Here is a 25,073-nt window from a genome sequence, read left to right as displayed (position 1 = left end):
TCGCCTGACAAGACCCACTATTAATTTCTTAAAAGACGAGTCTTGAAGAACGAACAGTAAAATAACGCTCTGCAAATATCGTACCTAGCGTTGATGTGTGCGCAAAGAGACACGATGCCTCAGTCGCTCTAATAACATAGACAACAGAGTGCACATCGATCGTACTTAATGAGGTTGAGTATTCTAAATATTGATCTCACTAGAGTTTAGGAACGCAAATTGCTATATGTTTGTCTCAACAACAATACAAACCCATGCGAAAGGCCGTGTCGACGTGAAACCCAACATCATTAAAACCCAACCCAACCCTCAGCAAACGATTGAAGTCGACGTTTATGACGAGTACGGAGAGAAACTCGTTAAGCAGATCGCCTGTGAGCGTCCGTTGACTGTGATGCTCAATTGGAAAGAAGTGGTCACGCTGATGACACTCGGTTCAAGACCCGAATCGTTAGTATTGGGTTATCTGAAAAACCAGAGTTTCCTCACTGACCCGGACGCGATTGAGTCGGTGATCATCGATTGGGAAACGCACACCGCTGCGGTGGTAACCAAAGAGGATATTGAACACGTTGAAGGTGCGCTAAAGAAAAAGACGGTCACGTCGGGCTGCGGTCAAGGCACCATGTATGGCAATGTCATGAAGCAACTGGAGGGGTATCAAGTCCCGCAAATCTCGATCAAGCAAAGCGCCACCTACCAAGCCCTAGAAGCGCTCACCCATTACAATGATACCTACAAAAAAGCCGGCGCGGTGCATGGCTGCGCGATTTGTCAGGGCGATCAAGTGCTCTCTTTTGTCGAAGATGTAGGCAGGCACAATGCGGTAGACACCTTGGCGGGTGAGATGTGGATCAATCAAGAGTCCGGCGAGGATAAAATCTTCTATACCACGGGTCGCTTGACGTCTGAGATGGTGATTAAAGTCGCGCAAATGGGCATTCCTGTTCTGCTCTCGCGCTCTGGTGTCACGCAAATGGGGTTAGAGCTTGCTGAGCAGTTTGGCATCACCACCATTGCGCGCGCCAAAGGGCTTCGTTTTCAGGTCTTTACCGGCGCGCAAAAAATGGTGTTTGATGTCAAAGGGGAAACGAGTAGCGGGACGCGTTAAGACTCTAAATCTTCTAAGCAACATCAATCAACGCGACCTACAAAAACGGCCGCCTCAGGATGCTTTCTATCGAAAGAGTACCTGAAGCGGCCGTTATCATTCATCTAGGATGGCATTGATGATGTCATCCTAGGGATCGTCCATTAGCCATCGATGCCTTTGGCTTTCAAGAACTCAGCGTAAGTGCCTTTGAAGTCAGTGATCTTACCGTCTTTGAGTTCGATGATTCGTGTCGCCAAAGAGTCAACAAAGACGCGGTCGTGCGAGACGAAGAACAAGGTGCCCTTGTATTGCTCTAGCGCATTGTTGAGTGATTCGATCGATTCCATGTCCATGTGGTTGGTAGGCTCATCCATCAACAACATGTTGGGTTTATGCATCATCAATTTACCCAACAACATGCGGCCTTGTTCACCACCAGAAAGCACTTTGACGGACTTTTTGATGTCATCTTGTGAAAACAACATACGGCCTAAGAAGCTGCGAATCACTTGCTCGTCGTCACCCTCTTGTCGCCATTGACCCATCCACTCCATCAAGTTCATGTCTTCTTCAAAGTCATGCGCATGATCTTGGGCGTAGTAACCAAGGTTTGAGTTTTCAGACCACTTATAAGTCCCCGATTTCGGCTCAAGGACGCCAGCAAGCGTGTTGAGCAACGTGGTTTTACCCACACCGTTTTCACCGATAATCGCGACGCGTTCGCCCACTTCAAAAATCGCATTGAAGTTTTCAAATAGCATGGATTCAAAACCTTGGCTTAGGTTTTCCACTTCCAATGCATTTCGGAACAGCTCTTTTGATTGCTCAAAACGGATGAACGGGTTTTGACGGCTTGATGCTTTGACTTCTTGCAATTGAATCTTATCAATTTGCTTTGCGCGAGAGGTGGCCTGCTTAGCTTTTGAAGCGTTGGCAGAGAAGCGCGCGACGAAGGTTTGCAGCTCGGCAATTTGCGCTTTCTTCTTCGCATTGTCGGCCAGTAGACGTTCACGCGCCTGCATGGCAGCCATCATGTATTCATCGTAGTTACCCGGGTAGACACGCAGTTCGCCGTAATCGAGATCCGCCATGTGGGTACAGACAGAGTTGAGGAAGTGACGGTCGTGCGAGATGATGATCATGGTGCAGTTACGCTGGTTTAGCGTCTCTTCCAACCAACGAATGGTGTCGATGTCCAAGTTGTTGGTTGGTTCGTCAAGCAACATGATGTGCGGGTCAGCAAACAGTACCTGAGCCAACAGCACACGCAGTTTCCAGCCTGGGGCAATGTCGCTCATCAAACCGTAATGTTGCTCTTCAGGAATGCCCACTGCGAGTAGCAATTCACCCGCTTTGGCATCGGCCATGTAACCGTCCATTTCAGCAAATTGAACTTCCAGGTCGGCCACCAGCATGCCTTCTTCTTCAGTCATTTCTGGCAAAGCGTAGATACGATCGCGCTCTTTTTTCACCGTCCAAAGCTCTTTGTAACCCATGATCACGGTATCAATCACAGTGAACTCTTCGTAGGCGAACTGGTCCTGGTTCAGTTTAGCAACGCGCTCGTTCGGGTCGTAGCTGACGTTACCGCCCGTTGGCTCTAGCTCACCACTGAGGATTTTCATAAAGGTTGATTTGCCACATCCATTCGCGCCAATCAAGCCATAGCGGTTACCTTCGCCAAACTTTACCGAGATATTTTCAAACAGCGGCTTAGCACCAAATTGCTGCGTGATGTTGTTGGTGGATATCACAATCGTTACCTTATTTTTGAAACCGTTAAAAACGGCGCCACACTACTTGCTCAAGGCGGCAACTGCAAGCCTTTTACCGCTTTTCCTGTCGTGTGATGCTTTATAGGGTGGCGACCTTGATACCGTTATCTGCTTTGCATGGCAGGTGAAGACTAAAGCAGCTGCCTTTTCCTAGTGTTGATGTGACTGAGATCTCGCCGCCCGTTTGGCTAAGTAAACTTTGCGAGACCGACAGCCCAAGGCCAGTGCCTTCGCGTTTGGTGGTGTAGAAAGGCGAGAAAATACGCGTTACATTTTCTGGCTTGATGCCGCAGCCGTGATCCTCGACTTGAATCACGACGCCAAGGATCTGCCCCTCTTCTTGCCAATCGTGACTGCGAATGATCAGCGTCCCTTCCCCTTGCATCGCATGAATGCCGTTCATCTGTAGGTTCACCAAGATTTGCAGCAGATGATGTCGATTCACTTCAGCCGGCGTGTGTGCACAAAGCTCGGTCTCAAAAGTCACTTGGCGCTTTTTACTGCCCGTCTTGACTAAGGTAATGCTCTCTTCAATGATGGGATTAACATGCTGCCAGGTGATTTCGTCTTGCACGCCGCCCTGTCGACTGTATTGCAACAAACTGCGAGTAATATTTCGGATCCGATCAATTTGACCGTGAATCGCCACTATTTCATCGTTGACTCGATGGGCTTCCTGACCGAGTTCAAATTGAATCAACTCAATATTGCCAAGGATCACCGCAGTTGGGTTGTTGATCTCGTGCGCGATGCCCGCGGTTAACTCCCCGAGCGCCGCCAGCTTCTCCCTGACCACCAGCTTATCGCGGGTTTGGTTGAGTAATTGGATATGCAGCTCCAGTTGTTGCGTCTTCTCTTCTAAACTGGCCGTGCGTTGACGCACCTGACCTTCTAACTCGCTCGCCGCCATCTCGAGCTGGCGTTTTTGTTTCTCAAGCAAGTCCAACATATTGTCAAATTGCTTGGCCAGTTGCGCCAGCTCGTGGTTTTCGTCAAGCCCTAAATCGCCAATGCGGGTCTCCTTACCCAGTTGAATCCATTTGACGACACGGTGAATGTGCTCGATAGGTTTGAACAAATCGCGCGAGCCGCGATAGACCATCACCCCAGACCCGATCAGAAGCAGCACGGTAATGATCGACACCTCAGCAATGTTGGTCATGTAGGTCATGACAAATGGCCACAGCAAGTAACCGGTATACAGCATGCCAATCACGTTATCGTATTGATCGCGCAGTGGCTGATAGGCGGTGATGTACCAAGCGTCATACACAAAGGCCAAATTGACCCACTCTTGTCCGTCCTCAAGCACGCTTTGGCGCACCTCATTAGACACGCGCGTGCCGATGGCGCGGCCGAGGCGGTCTTCACTATCGAGCGGTACATTGGTACTGACGCGGATATCATCAAGAAACAGGGTCAAGGTGCCAACCGGCCTTAAGGCATCTTGTTTGGTTGGATAAATGAGATCGCGAATTTGATCGACCAGAACGGTACTGTTGTTGAGCAGTAACCCGCCGTCTAGAAATCCCATCAGATCGCCCTGATCATCATGAATCGGCACCACAGTACGACTGATCAGCCCCTCTCTAACAATATCGTCACTGCCAAGAATGGGCACTTGAGCGCGATTTTTCAGATCGCCGCCGAGCATCTCAAGCTCTTGTTTTGACAACAGGTCAAAAAAGGATTCGCGCCGCGTGAGATCAAGAAAACGGAACTTATCTTCAATCGTATCGACACTGTGAAATCGCAAAAAATCGAGTTGGTAATCGCGCTTTTTGCTCGCCACCCATGAAATAAAATCGGCGTTGTTTTGATGCAGAGAGAGACGCTTGGATAAACGCACACGAAATTGGTAAGAATCAGCAAAGGCTTTAACGTGATTGGCTTGCTTCTCTTGAATCAGTTCGATGCTGTTGTTGGCCACGCCAAGTCGCTCAGAGACATCCACCAACGCGCTCTGCCAAGTGTATTGAATAGACCAGTAGATAGTAATGCCAATCAAGGCAATTAACGTCAGAGCGATAGGCGCGGAGGTCAAAAACATCAACCGATAGCGCACCATACTCTGAAAACGGCGTCGCCACTTATAGCTGAGGCGATTAGACATGGTCGGAGTCTTCCCACTCTTTAAACTTGCGTTCAAGCGTTTTTCTCGCCACACCCAAATCGCGCGCCGCTGCCGATTTATTGCCGTCATGCAACTCGACCACTTGGCAAATGTGCGCCTTTTCTACCTCTTTAAGTGACCAGTTATTGGGGTAACCGGTGGGTGGATTATCACTACCAAAGTCAATCAGTTCACTGCCGGTCGACACATTGACACTGATCGCGCTGTGCACAGGCAGAGTGTCGGTCTCACGCCAATAGTGCGCTGGGGGCTTACCGAGCAAAATGCAGCGCTCGATGACGTTTTTCAACTCACGAATATTGCCGGGCCAATCGTAATCGTTCAGTGCGACGATGTCTTCATGCGCCCACTTAGGATCGGGCATACCAAGCTCAGAGGCCAACATGCGCGTGAAAAAGGGGATCAACTCAATCAGGTCGAGCTTACGCTGACGAAGTGGCGCGACGTCGATTTTCAGTACATTGAGGCGATAATAGAGGTCCGCGCGAAATTGCCCTTTTTCGACCTCCTCTTGCAAGTTGCGGTTGGTGGCGGCTACAACGCGCACATCCACCGTGATCTCTCGCTCGCTACCGACCGGACGTATGGTTCGTTGCTCGAGTACCCGCAGCAGCGCCGATTGCATCGAGAGCGGCATCTCACCAATTTCATCTAAAAACAGTGTGCCGCCATTGGCCACGCGAAACAGACCTTCTCGGTTCTTCTTTGCACCGGTAAACGCGCCCGAGGTATGGCCGAACAATTCACTTTCTAATAACTCAGGTGCAATCGCACCGCAGTTCACCGGCACAAACGGCCCACTGCGTTGACTGGCTTCATGAACCCCCCTTGCGACCAACTCCTTACCCGTACCCGATTCACCCTCAATAAGTACAGAAGCGCGAGACGGCGCAAACTGAGCGATCAATTGTTTCAGTTGCTTGGTTTTTTCTGAGCCACCGACAATGTCGGTTTTGATGTGCCGCGCAACATCGCGCTTCAGCGCGTATTGATGACGCTCTGCCAAACGCTTATTCATACAGCGCTGCACCGCGGCGAGCATCTGTTCTAAGTTAAACGGTTTGAGAATAAAATCAGACGCGCCGAGTTTTAACGCGCTGATTGCTGTATCGAGATCCGCATAGCCAGTCATAAAAATCACATCGGCACGTTTATCATCGTCATCAAACGCTTCTTCCCACTCAATCCCGGATCTTCCCGGCAAATTGATGTCGAGAATGATCAGATCAAAATGGTGTTGGCTGCGCAGTCCCTCTGCCTCTTCAATGCTTCCGGCGCAGTCGACGCGCGTGAACCATTTACTCAAGGCTTTTTTTAATATCGCCTGCATGCCCTCTTCATCGTCAACGACAAGAACCGAAAAGGCATGGTATTGATTGGCTTTTTGCATATCGAGTGAGCTTGGCATAACCGCAGTGTCTGTGTTGGGTATCATTGCGCTTGAGTGTATCAACAAATGGTCTTTTCGCCCTATTTTATGTGCGACAATTTGTCCCACCTCACGTTGCGCTAATCTAACTTATTGAAATATATAAGATGATTCAATGGCATTTGAATTGCATACTAAGCGTATTCTATTTTAGTGATCACGCCTCATTTTTTGAGAGCAACCATAAAGACAATAACAATTACGGACAGTTAGCATGAAATCAACCTCACTCGTCGCCCTATCGGCGTCTTTAGCCATCGTCAGTTACTCCGCGCAATCAAGCGACTCACCTTCGCATGTACGCTTAGCCACCACGACCAGTACCTATCACTCAGGACTGCTCGACTACCTTTTGCCCAAGTTTGAGCAAGAAAGTGGCTATCGCGTCGACGTGATTGCCGCAGGAACAGGAAAAGCACTGAAGATGGGCGAGAACGGCGATGTCGATTTGGTGATGACCCACGCCCCCAAGGCCGAAGCAGCATTTGTCAACAAAGGCTACGGCGTGCTGCCTCGCGCGTTAATGTACAACGATTTTGTCTTGGTCGGCCCAGACAGCGATCCGGCCAAAGTCAGTGAGCAAGAGAGCGTGATGGATGCATTCAAAGCGATCGCAACATCAGGCGTGACTTTTGTCTCTCGAGGCGATGACTCAGGCACGCACAAAAAAGAGCTTGGCATTTGGCAACAAACCGAGATGGAACCTAACTTTGGTGGCTATCGCTCGGTAGGCCAAGGTATGGGCCCGACACTGAATATGGCCAATGAAATGCAAGGCTACACCCTGACCGACCGTGGCACTTGGTTGGCGTATAATAACAAGCTTGAGTTGAGCATCGTTTACCAAGGCGACCAAGCGCTGTTTAACCCTTATCAGGTGATTCTAGTGAATCCCAAACGCTACCCGAGTATTAATTACCAAGGCGCAAAAGCGTTCAGCGATTGGTTGGTTAATCCTCAAGGGCAAACGTTGATCAATGAGTTCAAACTCAACAACCAGCAACTGTTTGTTGCCAATGCAGAGAAGAACTGATCGTCGATGACCGTTTGGCAAACGACGCTAGAAGCGCTAGCGTTACTTATTCACTTTGATCAAGAGCTGTGGGAGATCGTTGCGGTCTCCTTTTCCGTCTCTCTCAGCGCTATTTCGATTGTATTGTTACCGGCGATTTTGCTGTCATTTTTGCTTGCCTATACTGAGTTCACGGGCAAATGGCTGCTGCTTGCGATCGTCAATACTCTACAGGCTATCCCAACGGTGGTCATCGGTCTGCTCCTCTATATGCTGCTGTCACGCGCGGGGCCACTGGGCGATTGGCAAATGCTGTTTACCCAAAAAGCGATGGTGGTTGGGCAAATGCTGATCGGCTTTCCTGTGATGGTGTCCATGATGCATGGCGCGCTTCAATCGAGCGATCGCCGCGCAGTGGAAACCGCCGTCACCCTTGGCGCCTCGATACCACGTATCATCGCCACCATGATTTGGGAAACCCGCTTTCCTCTGCTGGCGGCGGCGATTGCGGCCTTCTCACGGATTGTGACTGAGGTGGGTTGTTCTACTATGGTTGGCGGCAATATCATGGGGATCACACGAAACATCCCAACCGCTATTGCGATGGAGAGCCATAAAGGCGCATTCGCGCAAGGGGTAGCTCTGGGGATTGTGTTGCTTACTTTGGCGCTGGCGTTGAATTTTGTACTCACTTCGATGCGTGGCAAAGGCCATCTTAGAAATCAATAAGGCTCGACTATGACCATCAAACTTAACGCGACCCAATTGTCGATGCGCTTTAAAGACCGAGTGCTGTTTCACATTCCTCGTCTGACGATTGGCCCTAATGACGCCATCTACCTTAAAGGGGCCAACGGCGTCGGTAAGACGACACTGCTTAAAATTCTCTCGGGCTTAATCAAGCCCACTACAGGTCAAGTATTGGCACAAAACGATCACTGGCTACAACGCCTCTTCCCAAGGCTTGGCCGCAGTGACGTTATCTATTTGCATCAGTCTCCTTATCTGTTTGATGGTAGCGTCTATCAAAACGTGGTGTATGGGATAAAGTTTCAGCAAGCAACGGCAAAAGACAAGCGAGCGCAAGTTATTCAAGCGCTGCGCATGGTAGGATTAGAAACCTTGGCCGATGAGCACATTTCGGTGCTCTCAGGTGGTGAAAAGCAGCGAGTGGCGATGGCTCGAGCGTGGATTCTGAAACCGTCGATTCTGTTAATGGATGAACCGAGCGCCTCACTCGACCAAGCGTCTATCGAGCGTTTGGTATTGATGGCGAAGGATTTATTAGATCGAGGTTCGAGTATCGTCGTCACCAGTCACCAGCAAAATGCCCTAACCAATTTGTGCCGTAAGCAGTGGTGGATTAAAAAGACAACGCTAATCGAATCGCCGCTGCTGCACGTCATTTCAGAACAAGCAAAAGAGAATAACTATGCTTCATCCAACGCAAACTAGTTGGGTTATCTTAGCGGGTGGGCAAGCAACCCGAATGGGTGGACAAGACAAGGGGCTGATTACGCTCAGCGATAAACCGTTGATTGAACATGTCTACCAACGTCTTGCGACGCAAACCTCCCAGATTGCTATTAATGCCAACCGCAACCTTAAGCGTTACGGGCAGATGGCGCCGGTTTTTGAGGATCAATTCAAAGACTTCCCCGGACCACTCGGTGGCATTCATGCCGGCCTTCACTATGCACTGGCGAAATCCTCATCCCCTTGGGTAGGATTTGTACCGTGTGACAGCCCGATGATCAATCTCGATCTGGTGGAACGTTTTTGTGAGGCGATTGACGATGGCGTTGAAATCTTGGTCGCCCATGATGGCGATCATCTGCAACCGGTCTTTACTCTGTTTCACACCACCGTTCTGCCAAGGCTTGAGGCGTTCTTACGCCGAGGCGATCGCAAAATCATCCTCCTCTACCAAGAGTGTCAGACCAAATGGGTCGATTTCAGTGATTCGCCCGATTGTTTTGTCAATCTCAATACCCCTGAAGAATTGCAGCGTTTTGGACACCTTACCTCATGAATAGATCGTTTTATGCCGAGCTTGGCGTACCAGTGCTTGGTTTTGCTGCCTACTCAGGCACAGGAAAAACTACCCTACTTGAAGCCTTATTGCCCAAACTAACCCAGGCAGGGTTGCGCGTCGGCATGCTCAAACATGCGCACCACAACTTTGACGTCGACAAACCCGGTAAAGACAGCTACCGACTCCGTAAAGCGGGCGCCAGCCAAATGCTAATCGCTTCACACAATCGCTACGCTCTGATGACAGAAACACCGCAAGCAGAAGCGCAGTTTGACTATTTGCTTAAACGATTCGATCGCAGCGCACTCGACGTCATTTTGGTGGAAGGCTGTAAGAACATTGCGTTCAACAAAATCGAACTGCATCGTGAAGCGGTAGGAAAACCTTGGCTATACCCGACGGACAGCAACATTATCGCCGTGGCCTCGGACAGCGACTCACTCGACACCTCGCTACCCACACTTAATATCAATGACCTCGATGGTATTGCGCAGTTTGTTCAAGACTATATTGTGCAGAGCTCGCAACAACACGTCCGACAAAGTATCCAACAAAGCGCATCCACACCGGCCAGTTGCGACGCCCTCTCGCCAGCGTTTCTCTCGGTTGAGCAAGGACGAGCCAACATACTTGCCGCGGTAAGCCCGATTGAAGAGCGTGAAACCGCCTCCATCCAGAGCAGTTACCAACGCGTATTGGCTAAACCGGTCACCTCACCGATCGATGTACCAGCGTACACCAATTCAGCGATGGATGGGTTTGCCATTCGCGGCGACGATCTTAATCGCAGCCACTACCAGGTTGTGGCGCAAGTCTTGGCAGGTTCGAGCTACGATCGCCCACTCGAACCTGGTCAAGCGGTCAAAATCATGACTGGCGCTCCGGTGCCAATCAACGCCGACACTGTGGTGATGCGTGAACAAGCGCAAACAGACGGTGACAATGTCACCTTTGCAGGCGCGAGCATTAAAGCTGGCCAGAATGTGCGTATGGCCGGGGAAGACCTAAACATCGGCAGCGCGGTGTTTGATGCGGGTCAGCGCCTCAACTCGCCGGAGATGGGTATGATGGCGTCACTCGGTTTTGCCGAATGCGAGGTTTACCGCCGTCTTAAAGTGGCGATATTCTCCACTGGCGATGAAGTGCAAGCCCCAGGCTGCGCGGCGCAAGCCAACACCATTTACGACTCGAACCGCTTTACACTGTTTGGTTTACTTACCCAGTTAGGCTGCGACATCATCGATTTAGGGATCATTGAGGATGATGAGCAAACCATGACACAAGTGATTGCTGAAGCGGCCAACCAAGCCGATGTGATTATTACCTCTGGCGGCGTGTCCGTCGGCGATGCCGACTTTATCAAACTGGCGCTTGAGCGATTAGGCAGCATCGATTTTTGGCGCATCAATATGCGCCCGGGGCGACCTCTGGCCTTTGGTCAAGTGCAAGGTATCCCATTTTTCGGTTTGCCCGGTAACCCGGTTGCTGTGATGGTGTCGTTCATTAACTTTGTTGAACCTGCGCTGAGAAAGATGCAGGGCGAAACCGGCTGGAAGCCACTCAAGGTGCCCGCCATTGCCACTGAGAATTTACGCTCTCGCCTTGGTCGCACCGAGTTTAGCCGCGGCATCTATCACATCAATGCCAACGGACAGTTGTGCGTCGCCACCACTGGCAGTCAGGGTTCCGGCATTTTGCGCTCAATGAGTGAAGCTAACTGTTTGATTGAGATTTCACCCAGCGTTGATACGGTTAAAGTGGGTGAAAGCGTGACAATCCTCCCACTCCAAGGCAGAATCTAACCCTAACGACGATCCTTATGATCGCATCACGATTCGATTTGCCAGCGTGGATGCTAACCAAAGCCTCCACGCTTTAGTGACTTATATAGAGAAGATTTATGGCGCGTACCATCCTCTACACCTACAAAGGTGAAGACAAAACCCTGACTTTTTCCTACCAGCAGCATCGCAATATTCATGAAGCCGTCGCCGAAGCGGAAGGTCTTGATATTTCAGCATATCTCAAAATGGAGCAGCAAATCGAAGCCGTCTCTGACACCAAGGCGATGCGCAACTACCGCGACAACCACTTCAGAAAGTTAGGGTTTGACAAAATCACCCTAGCGCAAAAAGAAAACTTGGGTGTGGGTAAAAAGAAGTCGTAGAGACGTCTCTGCGCTCACTAACTTAATTGCTATGAGCCGCAAACACCACGACCCATTAATCCACTGACAAAAAGAGAGCTTGCCTAGGCAAGCTCTCTTCTTATTTCTTTATGACCATCCGTTACTTGATATTCAAGAATGCCGCGCCGCGCACGCCGCCAGAATCACCGTGTTTTGCTTTGATGATTTTCGGACACTTGGCCACAGACAGTAGGTATTTTGGCACACGTTTTGGCATCTCTTCATAGATCAATTCGAAGTTCGAGAGACCGCCGCCCAGTGCGACCACATGAGGGTCATTGGCGGTGAAGATGTTGGCAAAACAGATCGCAAGTAGCTCCATAAAGCGCTCAACGTGCTCAACGGCTTTGCTCTCGCCTTGTTGGTAAGCGGTGATGATATCGAGCGCTTTTTTCGACTCTTGGAAGTAGTGCTCGTAGATAAGCTCAAAGCCGCGACCAGACAGGTAGCTGTCCAAACAGCCCTTCTTGCCACAACCACAGCCCAGCAGCGGGGCGTTGTCACCAAGGTGGAACCAAGCGTCGATAGGCAAACGCATATGACCCAATTCACCCGCAACGTGGTTGCGACCTGAGAATACTTTACCTTCGTACACCAAACCGCCACCAAAGCCGGTGCCGAGAATAAGGCCCATCACTGAAGGCTCATCTTTCAGCTCATCGTCCCACGCTTCTGATAGAGCAAAACAGTTCGCATCGTTTTCGATTTTAACGCCACGACCAATTTTCGCTTCCAGATCGCTGCGCAGCGGTTTGCCTTTCGCTGCAGGAACGTTAACGGTCAGCACGGTGCCGTCATCGGCATCTTCCATACCTGGCAAACCCAGGCCAATCTTGCCTTCGCAGCCGAACTGCGCATCGTATTTGCTCACCAAGCCAGCGATGGTCTCGACCAGCAATTCATAGTTATCGGTTGGTGTAGGCACACGCTCGGTTGCAACACGCTCTAACTGCTCATTGAACGCACCAAACTCAATCTTAGTGCCACCCACATCAAAGCCGTAGTACATGGTTTCTCTCCCAGAAATCAATGTTATCAATTTTATAAATCGACTCATTATCCATATTGCTACGCCTACATTCCGTGACCGATGACGGATTTAGTTGTCGCTTAAAACCAGGTGCGCAGACAATCGCCACTCAAACCGTGGCTTTTAGAGCGAATTCTCATTTTCACTCTGTTCGATGAAATGTTTCAGCGCTGGTCGAGTGGCATCGCCCAAACCACGACTTTTGGTCAGTAGATAGGCTTCACGAAATACCGAAAACCAATCGCTCAGTGTGCGAGATGCCTTGACTTCGCCCAGTTGCGCCAGCAATAGGCTGGCTACTTCTGCTGTCGCGAGGTGCTGCTCATTGTCAGAGCGGCGAATCAGGTATTGGGACACGCTTTCTGGTGTCAGCGAAACCACGGGTAAATGCGCCAAATAAGGCGATTTGCGAAACATTTTTCGCGCTTCTCGCCAACTGCCATCAAACAAAATCAGTAATGGCGTCTTATTCGGTTGATTGAGGCTTTGGCTTTGAATCCATTCCGGTGTGACTAAACGAGAACTATCGTCTACGTAGGCATCTGGAAACACCAACACCGGCGCGTTGCTTGGATCGGCGATGAGGGCGAGCATGTCAGGATCGGGCTCCGTGCGCTGCCACTGATAGACATGCGTCTCACGCACGGTATCGGCAATTAACCGACCGGTATTGCTTGGTTTGAACACTTCATTATCTGAGACAATGAGCAAAACCTGCACGCCACACTCGATGTTGGGTTGATGCGCGCATAGGCAATACGACTGCGCCACTTGGCAATAAGGGCAGCGCACCACTTTGCAGCCGCGTGCAATAAACGGTTTGGTTGAGCGGTCTAATCGGTGTTGATATAAGCGATGAAACGCGTGAACTCTCATACAATGTTTGGCAAGGTCAAATTAGGGAGCTAGAGTGTACCTAGCATGATGGGAGATTCAATCAAAACTCACTCCCGATGTAGAAGATGTAGAGGATGCCATGCAAGACCCACAATTTATTCGACTCAGCGTATTTATCGGTGTACTGCTCGCGTGTGGGCTGTGGGAGTGGTGTGTGCCGCGTAAAACCTTGACCCAGAGTAAAGCGGTGCGTTGGCTAAATAACCTCACGCTTGTGGCGTTTAACTCTGTTGTTCTTAGCCTATTGCTGCCAACCCTCGCTTTTGGCGTTGCTTTGTACGCGCTCGAGTATCAATTTGGCGTCATGCATTGGCTGGAGGTGCCTGCTTGGCTCAATGTTGCCCTATCTGTGTTACTGCTCGATTTAGCCATTTATATTCAGCACCGCCTGTTTCATCGCATCCCTTTGCTGTGGCGATTGCACCGCATGCATCACTCGGATCAAGACATCGATGTCACCACCGGGGCGAGATTTCATCCGCTAGAAATTTTCCTTTCGATGCTGATTAAAATGGCCTTGGTGTTGGGTCTGGGGGTGTCCCCGATTGCTGTAGTGGTGTTTGAAGTGCTACTCAATGCAAGTGCGATGTTTAATCATAGCAACGCCAAGCTGCGTCTTGATTGGGACCGAAAGCTGCGTCACTTCATCGTCACACCAGACATGCATCGCGTGCATCATTCAGTCATCCCCCGTGAGACCCACTCCAACTTTGGCTTCTTTCTTTCAATATGGGATAGAGGGTTTGGCACTTATATCGACCAGCCCGCTTTGGGCCACGATGAAGTGAAGATCGGTTTACCGATCTTCAACCTAGCACGCGAGCAGTGGCTGGATAAAATGCTGTCTCAGCCCTTTCGCCGCCCCAAAGCCTAACTATCGATATTTCTTTCGCTTATTTTTCTCAGGACAAGCGGTACTTATGCAGCATTGTCTGCTGTTGGCCCGCAATGTCTGCCACTTGCTCTGAGCTTTCAACCATCGATTCCAGCTGCAATTTAGTCTGTTGACCCTGATCGGAGACCTGAGTAATGGATTGACTCACATCAGCGGTGGCGCGTTCTTGCTCTTCAGTGGCGACCGTGATCTGCTCGACGCGCAATTTGATTTGGTTAACCGCTTGTTCGATGTCAGCAAAGGTGTGTTTCACCGTTTCGCTCGATGCCAATGCGTGGGTCATTTCCGCTCTAGTATCAGCAACGGCTTGGCGCGACTTCTCCGCCGCAGAGACCAACTCCCCCATACGCTGACTAATTTGCGTGGTTTGCTTAGAAGTATCGCTAGCCAGTTTCCTCACTTCATCTGCGACGACCGCAAAGCCTCGCCCTTGCTCACCTGCCCTTGCCGCTTCTATCGCAGCATTGAGAGCCAGCAAATTGGTGTTTTCTGCAATTCCGGCGATCATATCCACCATTTCACGGATCTGTTTGACGCGGTTATCTAACTCGACCATCGAAGACTCGTTCAGGTTTAACGTCTGTTCTAGTGATTGCAATCTGGCTTGATTATCGACAATAGCGTTGACGCCTTGACTTGAAAACTGCGCTGCAGCTTGAGACTCGCCGTAAGATTCATTGGTCACCTGCGCGATTTCACGAATCGATGCCTCTAGTTGGGTCACCGTGGTCACCATGCTCGCCAACGCTTCGTTTTGCTGAGTCAAACTTTGATTGGATTGCTCCGCGGCGTTGTGACTGATTTCAGCGGTTTGATACAAGGTTTCGCAGTTGCGTGTCACTGTCGAAATAGACTCATTGGTTGACGCAACGACTTGATTGAGCTTCCGGGCGATCTCTTTAAATTCAAACGGCCCGACTGAACTAATCGATTGAGAAAAGTCATGCTCTGTGAGTGTGGTGAGGCTAGCGAGAATGTTCTTCAAGCCGCGACTGGTCCAGCTGCGCAGTGCCAACCAAGAGACTACCACCAATGTCACTAAGAGGGCGCTACTTAACAACATGGTCGAGACAATCTGACTCATCGCCGTGTTGACGACCGCCTGGCTATCGTTCATTAGCCCCTCGGATGTGTCTGAGAGCTGATTCAAAAGCGTAACGGTTTGATTCGCCAATACCGCCGCTTTTGCTACGTTCGCTCTTTGCGTATCCGCGAGTTCAAGTTTGTCTAGGATCTGTTGTAAGACCCCAGCGTCTTCAAACCCCGCTAAAACCATCTCATACGGCGCGATCAAGCTGGCAAACTCAACCACATCCGGGTGCCACTCAGCGAAGTCATCGTACGCTAAGGTGATGCCGGCGATCCGGTTGCGCATCTCTTTGTATTCGTCCATGGCCTGATCCAAGTTGTCTTGCATCATCAATACCAGAAAAGTGCTCTCCATTGAGCTGGCACTGGCAATAAATCGGTTCGCCGCATCACTTGATTCTGGGTTGTCTATCGCCAAAAACGAGCTTATTCGGTTCATTTCAGGACCGATTGAACTCAATCCATAACGAAAACCGCTGACGTCAGTGTTGATCTGCGCTTGACGCTGAAGAAGGGCTGCTTGTGTTGCGAGAATTTGTCGCGTCAACTGACTCAGTTGATCAATATTGTCCGCCAGCGCTGTTTGATCTTCAGTGGAAATGGCTTGATCAAACTCGTTGGCAATAGTGAACACATCTTGCGCATATTGGTGTGATTGGCTAATGCGCTGTTCAACCTGCTCTTGAATCTGCGTCAACTCCGTTTGGCTCTCGACTTGTGTGCCATAGCTCAGTTGCTTGAGCTGGTCTAAAATGGTTTGTGTTAACTTAGCGTTTGTCATCGCTAATGGCAGCGCTTGGTTTGATAAGCGGTGAAATTGTGCGTCCACTCTCTCTAAGCCTTTCACACTGGTGACAGACTGGACGATCACCAGTATGGTGATGGAGAGAAACACCGCACTGATGGTTTGAATCAGTGATAACGATTTACGATGTTTGGCGTGCGCAGTCGCGGGTTTGTTTTGAGTCATAGTTTGGAACCGACGTCATACAAAAGTTTAGATGCGCGTAGTGTATGACGTGATTATGACAACCACGTGTCAGGAGTGAATGTGAAGAAAGTCGTAAGGATACCCAGCAGCACAATAGCGACAACACTGATGTCGCTCACGCTTTTCGCCTGCAGCAGTTCGCCACAGCGCTCGGCGCAGGCACCGCTTAACCAGCCGTTAAGCGCACACGAACAAACCGTTAATCAGTCATTTATGCAAGTTTATGAGCAGTGGAAGGGGGTGCCCTATCGTTTAGGCGGCAGCTCATACTCTGGTATTGATTGCTCGGCGTTTGTGCAGATAGCCTATCGCGACGCGCTTGAATTGAGCCTTCCGCGTACAACCAAAGCTCAGGTAAAACTCGGCGCACAAATAGACTACCAAGACGCTCAAGTCGGTGATTTGGCGTTTTTCAAAACCTCGTGGAATGTGCGTCATGTGGGAGTTTATGTGGGCAACAAGCGATTCATGCACGCCTCGACGTCCAAAGGCGTAATCATTTCTCGCTTGGATAATCCATATTGGGCCTCGAAGTTCTGGCACTTTAGGCGCATCGAGACGCCGCCAGCGTAGGCATGGCGTCTAATGAGAACAATATAAACTGAACATTTCAAAACAACAAAACCGCCCTATTTGGGCGGTTTTATTTATTGTCGCTACCGACAGGCTCGAATCACTGCGTTAGTCGTATTTGGCGACAGCGCTATCGAACAGGTTTTTCAACAGAGCAATAAACTCATCAAGGAAGGTAATTTGCTCATTGGTCGCCGGTTTGGTCCACACGCCCGCCAACACTTCACCCAAATCTTCAACAACAGAATCGGCTTCTTTGAGTAACTTGAAACGGACACTGGAGTGGAGTTCAGGATTTTGCTCAAAAATGGCCATTATGTTACTTGCCACCATATCGGTCACCACGTCTTCCACGCTCTCTGTTCCGGTGTCACCATCAGCCGCTGTGAAAATATCAATATTAAGTGCTAAATGTTCAATTAATGCTAAGTAACCATCTGTGTCAACGACCACAATCCACCCTCTTACTTATGTCGTTCCATACAGTAGTAATACTAAGTCATTTTTTTACCCTTTCACAACCAATTCAGGCTAAGAATCCATGCTTATGTTGATTTTTTGCACCAAGCTGGAATTCACTGTTCGATTAGAGCACGGTCACACTTTCGTTAATCGTACGTTTAAAGTCTCGAAATGATTGAAATTTTTGCACTAGAAACCAGTAATTATGCGTCAACTCTTCTAAACTGGATTTATAGCAACGAGTTGAGGGCAGATTATGTGGCAAGCGATCTCTAAGCACCTTTCCGATACCCTAATGTTCAATTTCGAGATCCTCGAAAAAACACGCATCAGCGGCGGCGATATCAGTGATTGCTATATGATCTCTGATGGCGAGCAACGTTATTTCGTCAAAGTGAACACACGTGAATTTTTGCCTAAGTTCGAAATTGAAGCGGAAAACATCCGTATTATGCGTGAGAGCAATACCGTGTTTGTCCCAGAGTTGATCGCCGTCGGCAAAAGCAAGACTCACGCCTTTATTATCCTCAACTATCTGCCGACTAAGCCGCTCGACGATGCCGAAAACAGCTACAAGTTTGGTCAGCAACTGGCACGTTTGCATCAGTGGGGTGAACAAAAAGAGTATGGCTTTGATGTCGATAACTATATTGGCGCGACCTTACAACCCAATCCGTGGACGAAAAAATGGAACCACTTTTTTGCAGAGCAGCGTATCGGTTGGCAACTGCAACTGATGAAAGAGAAAGGGATTAATTTGGTCGATATTGATGAATTTACCCAAGTCATCCGCGACCGCTTAGCCAATCACCACCCTAGCCCTTCGCTACTTCATGGTGATTTGTGGCATGGTAACGCATCGCTCTCTGTGTTTGGTCCGATTTGCTACGATCCGGCATGCTATTGGGGTGATCACGAGTGCGATATTGCCATGACTGAGTTGTTTGAGGGATTTCAGCCTGAGTTTTACCAAGGTTATGAAAGTATTTTACCGCTCGATCTTGGTTATTCCGAGCGTAAAGAGATCTACAACCTCTACCACCTCTTAAATCACTACAACCAATTTGGCGGGCACTATCTCGAGCAAGCACAAAAAAGCATCAACACGATTCTCAGCTACTGATCTTTACTAATCTCTACGCCTCGACGTTACGTGTAGAGAAGATACGTTAAATCTAACCAAAAGGCCGCGTAGATAAACTCTGCGCGGCCTACTTCTTTGGTGGGATTTTTCCTTAGTAGGTCAAATTTTTTACTTAATTCACGTCAAACAGCAACAAGTCAGCGTATGCTTTATTCATCGCCAAGGCGGTTTTGTTGCAAGGAGTCTGTTATGCGTGAATACACCGAAAAACGTATCTCTTGCCCTCATTGCGGGCACCATATTGCCATTACGCTCGACGCGTCCAATGGCAGTCAAAACTTTTATGATGACTGCCCTGCCTGTTGTCACACGATTCATCTCAATATGATGGTCGACGAGTTGCACGATACGGTTGAGCTCCAAGTCGACGCCGATGATGAACAGATTTTTTAACGCTCGAGCCTAAAGCACAGCACGGATTGAACGCAACGAGCGCTCAGGACTGGTCATCCACGATCGCCTAACGAGGTTAGGTGCGACTTGCCAATACGCGCTCGACGGTATCCACAATCGCTTGGGTTTGCGGATCAAACTCAACATTGATGCAATCACCCACTTGACGGCGGCCAAACAAGGTACGCTGCATGGTTTCCGGGATCAGGTGCACCGAAAAGCGCGAATCTTTAACCTCACCAATGGTCAGCGAACAACCGTCTAGACCAATATAGCCTTTGGCTAATACGTATTTGAGCCACTCTTCAGGCAACTCAAACCAGATAGTACGATTGTTAGGCGTATCAATGATCTCAACGATCTTGGCCACTGCACTGATGTGACCCGACATAGAATGACCGCCAATTTCATCGCCAAACTTAGCCGCCCGTTCGATATTGACTTGGTCGCCCTCGTTCAACTCACCAAGATTGGTCAAACGCAGCGTCGCCTGCATTAAATCGAAACTGATGTTTGCGCCGTCGATGTGTGTGACCGTCAAGCAGCAGCCGTTATGCGCGACCGATGCGCCGATAGCCAGTCCTTCTCGCATCGTCTCTGAAAGTGCAATCACATGAGTTTGAAAGTTCTCTTTTTTTTCAATGGATACAACTTGCGCCGTTCCTTGTACAATTCCCGTAAACATAATCACTTCCACCTGTTTTGTCGGGCTCACCTTGCTCAGTGTGCAAGATAAGACAGTATTGATACGTATTTTGATGGCGCTTAGTGTGACACTTCTTTATCATCGCGCACAAGCGTACTATTCACTTCTATTATAATAACGACCGTAAGTTGGAGATTTCCGTGCAACGTTATCAATCAGAGGCCAAAGCCCTCATCAAGTTGGCCACACCTGTCTTGATCGCCTCCGTCGCTCAAACCGGAATGGGATTCGTCGATACCGTGATGGCCGGGGCTGTCAGTGCCACCGATATGGCGGCGGTGTCGATTGCCGCCAGTATCTGGCTACCGACCATCTTGTTTGGTATCGGTTTGCTTATGGCGTTAGTGCCGGTTGTCGCGCAGCTCAATGGCTCTGGTCGTCAGCACAAAATCCCATTTGAAATTCATCAAGGCATCATTATGGCGCTACTACTCAGCGTGCCGACTGTGATCGTGTTGCTGCAAACACAAACCATTTTAGGCCTAATGGACGTCGAACCCGTGATGGCGGCCAAAACCATCGGTTATATGGATGCGGTGATGCTTGCCGTTCCGGCCTTTTTGCTGTTTCAAACCTTACGCAGTTTTACCGATGGCATGTCGTTGACCAAACCCGCGATGGTGATTGGCTTTCTCGGGCTTTTACTGAATATCCCTCTCAACTGGATATTTGTCTTTGGTAAATTTGGCGCCCCGGCGTTAGGCGGCGTTGGGTGTGGCGTTGCCACCGCAATCGTCTATTGGATCATGTTTGCCATGTTGCTGTTCTACGTGGTGACCTCGAAACGCTTAGCGCATATCAATGTGTTTGGTCAGTGGTGTGCGCCTAAGCTGGCTGCTCAAGTCCGCTTGTTAAAATTAGGCTTTCCTGTCGCTGCCGCGATGTTTTTTGAAGTCACACTGTTCGCGGTCGTCGCGCTGTTGGTTGCCCCACTTGGGCCCTTGGTCGTCGCCGCTCACCAAGTGGCGATCAACTTTAGTTCGCTGGTCTTTATGTTGCCCATGAGCATTGGCGCTGCGACCAGTATTCGCGTGGGTCATAAGCTGGGTGAAGAGAGTGTGGATGGCGCCGCAGTGGCTTCTCGTGTCGGGATTATTGTTTCAGTGACACTGTCACTAGCCACAGCCGTCCTCACTGTCGTCTTTCGTGAACAGATCGCACTGCTCTACACTCACAACCGTGCGGTGATCGATCTTGCTTTGCAACTGCTGCTACTCGCGGCGATTTACCAAGTGACTGACGCGATTCAAGTGGTCGCTGCCGGTGCGCTGCGTGGCTATAAAGACATGTCTGCGATTTTTAACCGTACCTTTATCGCCTACTGGGTATTAGGGCTACCCACCGGTTACATTCTCGCGATGACCGATTGGATTACCGACCCCATGGGCGCACACGGCTTTTGGATGGGATTCATTGTCGGTTTGTCCTCCGCTGCCTTGATGCTGGGTCTGCGCCTCAAGTGGATGCACCGCCAACCTGAACAGTTGCAGTTAGAGTTTGCATCGAAATAAGGACGTGTTTGCTCATCACCTGTATTCTTCTTAAGACCAGCTACATGCTGGTCTTTTTGAACCATACTTGGCCTCATACGTAACAACTTATCAATCAAACCACCAGACAGTATTCCATGACTCCTCGCTATGATGTCAATGAAACAGCAAAGAACAAACGGAAGATGACCCTATCCCTCGGTCGTCATATCCGAACACTCATAATGAGGTTGGTGGCGGTAGGATGGCTCGCGCTTTTATCAGGCTGCGACTTTGGCGCGCATTCTACCGGTGGACGATTTGACGACTATTTAAGCCGTGTTGCTAATGTTCAAGATAAACCCGCGCTGGATCCGCCAGATGCGGTTTATTGGTCGCTCCCCGCGCAATCAGACATTCGAGTCGACATCGCTGCCACAACCCTTGGCTTACTCGACAGTTATGAATTGAGAAAATGTGGGCTCTTTCATCTGATCGCTGAAAAAAATTCGTCACTGGGCAAAGTGCAAGACGAGTTCGCCAATTTCGATTATCAAACAGAGTTATTAAGAGGTATTCAACGCTGCATCAACGCTGAGTCTCTTTCTCCTGCGCTCGTATCGACGCTCTCGACACTCTTACCCAGCAAAGAGGCGCAACTCAGCAGCCATTGGTTTAACTTGCTCTACACCAGCGATGCGATGCGACAACAACTTCAAGTTCAAGATTGGCTCTCACCGAGTAACGGATTTCCAGATGAGCGTTTTGTCAGTGCGTTGCAAACCTTGGCAGGCATTTCCGAATTGATAGAGCCACGCACTGCGTGGCAATACGCGCATCCAATCCGACCTCATCAAGAGGTGCTGGACAAGCAACTGTGGTTGGGGAATCTCCTGTTTTCCCTGCAAAACAGTACATTGTGGCTTGATACCATCACCAAGCAGTTGCATCAGTACGATGATGCGATTGTGTGTGGCACCGGACGTGACACCACTCGGTATCGCTATCTACGTAACGTATTCCAATCTATCTATATAGAGAAAATTCAACCCGAACTGAGCTATTACGACAAACTATACTACGCGCTAGAACCGCATCTCACTTTTCTCGCTGACGTCCCTCTTGACCCGGCGTACCCTATTGACACGGCCTACCAGGTGTATCGCCAAGCCACGCTAGAACACGTTAAGTATTGGCAGCAGCTGTTTGCGCGGTGTGGTGACTCTCCTCGCTGATAGCTGGCTGGAAAGTGAGACCTCTTACTCTTGGTGGACGCGAATAAAACGCGCAAACTTGGGCACACCATTTTGGGTCAGTCCGTTATAGCGAAAGGTGACGGTGCTGCCAAGGGGTGGTGGATTGCGGCGCTGTTCATCGTTAAACCCGCTACCAATGTAAAACTCTATACCATTCGGCAGCTTGACCAGCAGCGCGCCGAGCATGCCTTTGTATTTTCCCTTACCTACTTTATGACCAAGCACTTGCGCTTCGGTGTCTTGATATTTTTTCAGTTTGAGCAGGTCCGTGCTGCGACCGGCTTGGTAACGACTGGTAATTTTTCTTAGCATTACCCCTTCGCCGCTATCACTATCAATACTATCTAGGTAGCGCAGCAGTTCATCTTCATCGCCTATCGGCGTGTGTTCGACATAACGGATGTGTGGCCGGTCAATAGTCTCGACTAAGGCAATTAAGTTGTAATAGCGTTTTTGATAATTGCCTGCCGAGGTCGGCAAATCAAACAGCATAAAGTCGATCTGTTTCCACGCTGCGTCTTGAGGTGTGGTATCCATCACTGTCTGTTGCACGATGTGAAAGCGCCCTCGCCCTGCCCACAACTCGCCCTCCACTGGATAATCCGGTAGTGACTCGGTAAACCACGCTGGCGCATGGATTGGATTGCCACTTCGAGTCAGCAAGGTATTACCCGTCCATATTGCTCGAATCCCATCGAGTTTCTCACTTTTCCAATACGCCTCAACATCGACATTCGCATCATAACTGTTGGCGAGTGGCATTTGCAGCCAGGGATCCGCACCTGTGGGTTCACTCGCTTGGCTTGTCAGTGCCGTGACGATGGCGAAAGCCGTTAATGTGTAACGTAAATCCATAACATTCATCCATGTAAAAGCGTTACGCACATCATTGTTCAGCCTACAAGCTTATGCAACTGTGAACAAAATTCGTTCGAGCCACTTCATGTTGACCTAAACTTAGAACGTTATCAATTGCAGTTGAATTGCTTGTCAAAATGACAAAAGCGAATTTCTCAAAATGAGAAATGACAGAAGATCAGCTTAACTCATTAAAATATATAAGAAATAAAATTGGCACGCTCCATGCTCTACTACCGATAAGCCAAACAAAACCCAACACACTTATCGAGGGAATGACCATGGAAATGCAAACTCTAGAACTCAACGTCAATACAATTTCACTGATTATTCACGGCAACATGGACGCAGAAGGCAGTCGCAGTGCGCAGCCTTATATTGACTCCATTATCGACGATCAAAACAAAACGGAGATCGAAGTGGACTTTAAAGACGTGCAGTTTCTCGACTCTTCAGGCATCGGTGCACTGGTGTATTTGTACAAGCGTTTAGTCGAGCGGAATCGCCAAATGCGTATTGAAAATGTCAGCGGGCAGCCACTGGAAATCATGAATCTGCTGCGCATTAGCCAGGCGATTCCTGTGAATTCAAAGCTGCATTAATGTCGCACTACCCGAGCAATAAGACTCTAACTAAACAGGAGCGTCGGTATGGCAACCCAAATTCGTACTTTGGCGGTGCTCTACAAGCAGTTGCGAGTAGGTCAATCCAGCCCCGATCGAATGGCGCTGTTCGAAATCATTAAATTTCGTACCATGTATCAAGACGCGGAAAAAGTGAGTGGCGCGGTCTGGGCCACCGACAACGATCCACGCATCACTCCTGTCGGCCGTTTCCTTAGAAAAACCCGCCTTGATGAGATCCCCCAGCTGCTTAATGTCATCAAAGGGGAAATGTCACTGATTGGCCCGCGCCCAGAACGCCCAGTCTTTTATCAAAAATTGGAGACCGCTATTCCCTACTTTGCCCACCGCACCTATGGCGTTATGCCCGGCATCACAGGCCTTGCGCAAGTGAACCAAGGCTACGACTCCTGCATCGACGATGTACGCCGTAAAGTCGGATTCGACCACAGCTACGCACTCTCTTTGTCGTCAGTGAAGTCTTGGTTACTGATGGATATGGCGATCACGACGAAAACCGTCAGCGTAATGTTTAACGGCCGAGGCCGCTAACACGTGACCCAATGCACACTTTACCGCCAACGGCGTCTAAAACGGCGCCAATTCGATTAGATATAAAGCAAACGCACTCAAATCATTGAAATTAGGCTTGCACAGGGAATTAAGACTGGTTAATATTCTCGGCGTTCCAAGGGAATGCGTCCGTAGCTCAGTTGGTTAGAGCACCACCTTGACATGGTGGGGGTCGGTGATTCGAGTTCACTCGGACGCACCATTCCTTTTGCATAAACATGCAATAAATTAAATTTTGGATCCGTAGCTCAGTTGGTTAGAGTACCGCCTTGACATGGCGGGGGTCGGCGATTCGAGTTCGCCCGGATCCACCATATTAGTTCTTATAGAACAAGCACAAAGCCCGCATTACGCGGGCTTTGTTGTATTTAATCACTATAACTTGGTGTTGATTTAATCCTAAACTCTTACCCTACTCCAGCAATTGCTAAGTGCATAAAAACTCGGA

General features: G+C 49.5%; 23 protein-coding genes, 2 tRNA genes and 1 pseudogene. 17 read left to right on the top strand and 9 right to left on the bottom strand.

What is annotated here, in order from left to right; translation table 11 throughout:
• Positions 1-226: 226 nt before the first annotated feature.
• A complete protein-coding gene (locus tag AC6R1A_RS15215; RefSeq protein WP_500633367.1) occupies positions 227-1,111 on the top strand; it encodes a formate dehydrogenase accessory sulfurtransferase FdhD in 885 nt (294 codons plus the stop codon).
• A gap of 143 nt (positions 1,112-1,254) precedes the next feature.
• Here the strand turns inward: AC6R1A_RS15215 and AC6R1A_RS15210 are convergent, their stop codons facing one another.
• The 3 genes from AC6R1A_RS15210 to AC6R1A_RS15200 form a co-directional block, all read right to left on the bottom strand.
• On the bottom strand, positions 1,255-2,847 hold the full coding sequence (locus AC6R1A_RS15210; protein WP_500633366.1) for an ABC-F family ATPase: 1,593 nt from the start codon (positions 2,845-2,847) through the stop codon (positions 1,255-1,257).
• A 100-nt stretch (positions 2,848-2,947) separates the two neighbouring features.
• The gene (locus AC6R1A_RS15205; RefSeq protein WP_500633365.1) at positions 2,948-4,981 is read right to left on the bottom strand and encodes a sensor histidine kinase; all 2,034 of its coding nucleotides are present in this window, start codon (positions 4,979-4,981) and stop codon (positions 2,948-2,950) included.
• Positions 4,974-6,410: a sigma-54-dependent transcriptional regulator gene (locus AC6R1A_RS15200; protein ID WP_334555331.1), complete on the bottom strand. Its 1,437-nt coding sequence runs from the start codon at positions 6,408-6,410 to the stop codon at positions 4,974-4,976. Before AC6R1A_RS15200 ends, AC6R1A_RS15205 begins: the two co-directional genes overlap by 8 nt.
• 235 nt (positions 6,411-6,645) lie before the next feature.
• Between AC6R1A_RS15200 and AC6R1A_RS15195 the strand changes: the two genes are divergently transcribed.
• The 6 genes from AC6R1A_RS15195 (at position 6,646) to AC6R1A_RS15170 (ending at position 11,645) form a co-directional block, all read left to right on the top strand.
• Positions 6,646-7,464, top strand: coding sequence for an ABC transporter substrate-binding protein (locus AC6R1A_RS15195; RefSeq protein WP_500633364.1), 819 nt, complete (start codon positions 6,646-6,648; stop codon positions 7,462-7,464).
• A 6-nt stretch (positions 7,465-7,470) separates the two neighbouring features.
• Complete coding sequence (locus tag AC6R1A_RS15190) at positions 7,471-8,172, top strand: ABC transporter permease (protein ID WP_487901941.1); 702 nt, start codon at positions 7,471-7,473, stop codon at positions 8,170-8,172.
• A gap of 9 nt (positions 8,173-8,181) precedes the next feature.
• Positions 8,182-8,898 carry an energy-coupling factor ABC transporter ATP-binding protein gene (locus tag AC6R1A_RS15185; RefSeq protein WP_500633363.1) on the top strand — a complete coding sequence of 239 codons (717 nt, stop codon included), beginning with the start codon at positions 8,182-8,184 and terminating at the stop codon, positions 8,896-8,898.
• Positions 8,876-9,475: a molybdenum cofactor guanylyltransferase MobA gene (gene mobA, locus AC6R1A_RS15180; protein ID WP_500633362.1), complete on the top strand. Its 600-nt coding sequence runs from the start codon at positions 8,876-8,878 to the stop codon at positions 9,473-9,475. The genes AC6R1A_RS15185 and mobA overlap by 23 nt, the downstream gene beginning before the upstream one ends.
• Positions 9,472-11,280, top strand: a complete 1,809-nt coding sequence (locus tag AC6R1A_RS15175; RefSeq protein WP_500633361.1) for a bifunctional molybdopterin-guanine dinucleotide biosynthesis adaptor protein MobB/molybdopterin molybdotransferase MoeA — start codon at positions 9,472-9,474, stop codon at positions 11,278-11,280. Before mobA ends, AC6R1A_RS15175 begins: the two co-directional genes overlap by 4 nt.
• 98 nt (positions 11,281-11,378) lie before the next feature.
• Positions 11,379-11,645: a DUF2960 domain-containing protein gene (locus tag AC6R1A_RS15170; RefSeq protein WP_334555325.1), complete on the top strand. Its 267-nt coding sequence runs from the start codon at positions 11,379-11,381 to the stop codon at positions 11,643-11,645.
• Between the two features lie 121 nt (positions 11,646-11,766).
• Here the strand turns inward: AC6R1A_RS15170 and nagK are convergent, their stop codons facing one another.
• Positions 11,767-12,675 carry an N-acetylglucosamine kinase gene (nagK, locus tag AC6R1A_RS15165; RefSeq protein WP_500633360.1) on the bottom strand — a complete coding sequence of 303 codons (909 nt, stop codon included), beginning with the start codon at positions 12,673-12,675 and terminating at the stop codon, positions 11,767-11,769.
• A gap of 144 nt (positions 12,676-12,819) precedes the next feature.
• Positions 12,820-13,572 carry a tRNA-uridine aminocarboxypropyltransferase gene (locus AC6R1A_RS15160; RefSeq protein ID WP_500633359.1) on the bottom strand — a complete coding sequence of 251 codons (753 nt, stop codon included), beginning with the start codon at positions 13,570-13,572 and terminating at the stop codon, positions 12,820-12,822.
• Positions 13,573-13,672: 100 nt separating this feature from the next.
• Between AC6R1A_RS15160 and AC6R1A_RS15155 the strand changes: the two genes are divergently transcribed.
• Positions 13,673-14,467: a sterol desaturase family protein gene (locus tag AC6R1A_RS15155; RefSeq protein WP_500633358.1), complete on the top strand. Its 795-nt coding sequence runs from the start codon at positions 13,673-13,675 to the stop codon at positions 14,465-14,467.
• Between the two features lie 28 nt (positions 14,468-14,495).
• Here the strand turns inward: AC6R1A_RS15155 and AC6R1A_RS15150 are convergent, their stop codons facing one another.
• Positions 14,496-16,547 carry a methyl-accepting chemotaxis protein gene (locus AC6R1A_RS15150; protein ID WP_500631102.1) on the bottom strand — a complete coding sequence of 684 codons (2,052 nt, stop codon included), beginning with the start codon at positions 16,545-16,547 and terminating at the stop codon, positions 14,496-14,498.
• Positions 16,548-16,676: 129 nt separating this feature from the next.
• Between AC6R1A_RS15150 and AC6R1A_RS15145 the strand changes: the two genes are divergently transcribed.
• Positions 16,677-17,141, top strand: a complete 465-nt coding sequence (locus AC6R1A_RS15145; RefSeq protein WP_500631173.1) for a C40 family peptidase — start codon at positions 16,677-16,679, stop codon at positions 17,139-17,141.
• Between the two features lie 108 nt (positions 17,142-17,249).
• Here AC6R1A_RS15145 and AC6R1A_RS15140 read toward each other — a convergent pair whose 3' ends face one another.
• Complete coding sequence (locus AC6R1A_RS15140) at positions 17,250-17,594, bottom strand: DUF3802 family protein (RefSeq protein WP_334555320.1); 345 nt, start codon at positions 17,592-17,594, stop codon at positions 17,250-17,252.
• 265 nt (positions 17,595-17,859) lie between these two features.
• On the opposite strand from AC6R1A_RS15140, the gene AC6R1A_RS15135 reads away from it, so the two are divergent.
• Together AC6R1A_RS15135 and AC6R1A_RS15130 are read left to right on the top strand one after the other, a co-directional pair.
• Positions 17,860-18,726: a fructosamine kinase family protein gene (locus tag AC6R1A_RS15135; protein ID WP_500629807.1), complete on the top strand. Its 867-nt coding sequence runs from the start codon at positions 17,860-17,862 to the stop codon at positions 18,724-18,726.
• 210 nt (positions 18,727-18,936) lie between these two features.
• A complete protein-coding gene (locus AC6R1A_RS15130) occupies positions 18,937-19,140 on the top strand; it encodes a CPXCG motif-containing cysteine-rich protein (protein WP_334555318.1) in 204 nt (67 codons plus the stop codon).
• A 76-nt stretch (positions 19,141-19,216) separates the two neighbouring features.
• Here the strand turns inward: AC6R1A_RS15130 and AC6R1A_RS15125 are convergent, their stop codons facing one another.
• Positions 19,217-19,825 (bottom strand): riboflavin synthase subunit alpha, encoded by a 609-nt coding sequence (locus AC6R1A_RS15125; protein WP_500633357.1) that lies wholly within the window; start codon positions 19,823-19,825, stop codon positions 19,217-19,219.
• A 119-nt stretch (positions 19,826-19,944) separates the two neighbouring features.
• On the opposite strand from AC6R1A_RS15125, the gene AC6R1A_RS15120 reads away from it, so the two are divergent.
• Positions 19,945-21,357, top strand: a complete 1,413-nt coding sequence (locus tag AC6R1A_RS15120; RefSeq protein WP_500633397.1) for an MATE family efflux transporter — start codon at positions 19,945-19,947, stop codon at positions 21,355-21,357.
• A gap of 212 nt (positions 21,358-21,569) precedes the next feature.
• The gene (locus AC6R1A_RS15115) at positions 21,570-22,550 is read left to right on the top strand and encodes a DUF3080 domain-containing protein (protein WP_500633356.1); all 981 of its coding nucleotides are present in this window, start codon (positions 21,570-21,572) and stop codon (positions 22,548-22,550) included.
• 24 nt (positions 22,551-22,574) lie between these two features.
• Here the strand turns inward: AC6R1A_RS15115 and AC6R1A_RS15110 are convergent, their stop codons facing one another.
• A complete protein-coding gene (locus AC6R1A_RS15110; protein ID WP_500633355.1) occupies positions 22,575-23,426 on the bottom strand; it encodes a DNA ligase in 852 nt (283 codons plus the stop codon).
• Positions 23,427-23,710: 284 nt separating this feature from the next.
• Here AC6R1A_RS15110 and AC6R1A_RS15105 point away from each other — a divergent pair, with 284 nt between their 5' ends.
• The 4 genes and pseudogenes from AC6R1A_RS15105 to AC6R1A_RS15090 all read left to right on the top strand — a co-directional run bounded on the left by AC6R1A_RS15105 (position 23,711) and on the right by AC6R1A_RS15090 (position 24,939).
• Entirely contained in the window at positions 23,711-24,031 is a 321-nt protein-coding gene (locus AC6R1A_RS15105) for an STAS domain-containing protein (protein ID WP_500633354.1), read from the top strand.
• Between the two features lie 75 nt (positions 24,032-24,106).
• Positions 24,107-24,604: pseudogene (locus AC6R1A_RS15100) on the top strand (sugar transferase); the annotation flags it as partial.
• Positions 24,605-24,750: 146 nt separating this feature from the next.
• Positions 24,751-24,827, top strand: a tRNA-Val gene (locus tag AC6R1A_RS15095).
• A 35-nt stretch (positions 24,828-24,862) separates the two neighbouring features.
• A tRNA-Val gene (locus tag AC6R1A_RS15090) sits at positions 24,863-24,939 on the top strand.
• Positions 24,940-25,073 lie beyond the last annotated feature (134 nt).

The sequence above is a fragment of the Vibrio sp. R10-SG3-ISO3 genome (genome assembly GCF_059834225.1).
This window is presented reverse-complemented; position numbering and strand designations above follow the sequence as displayed.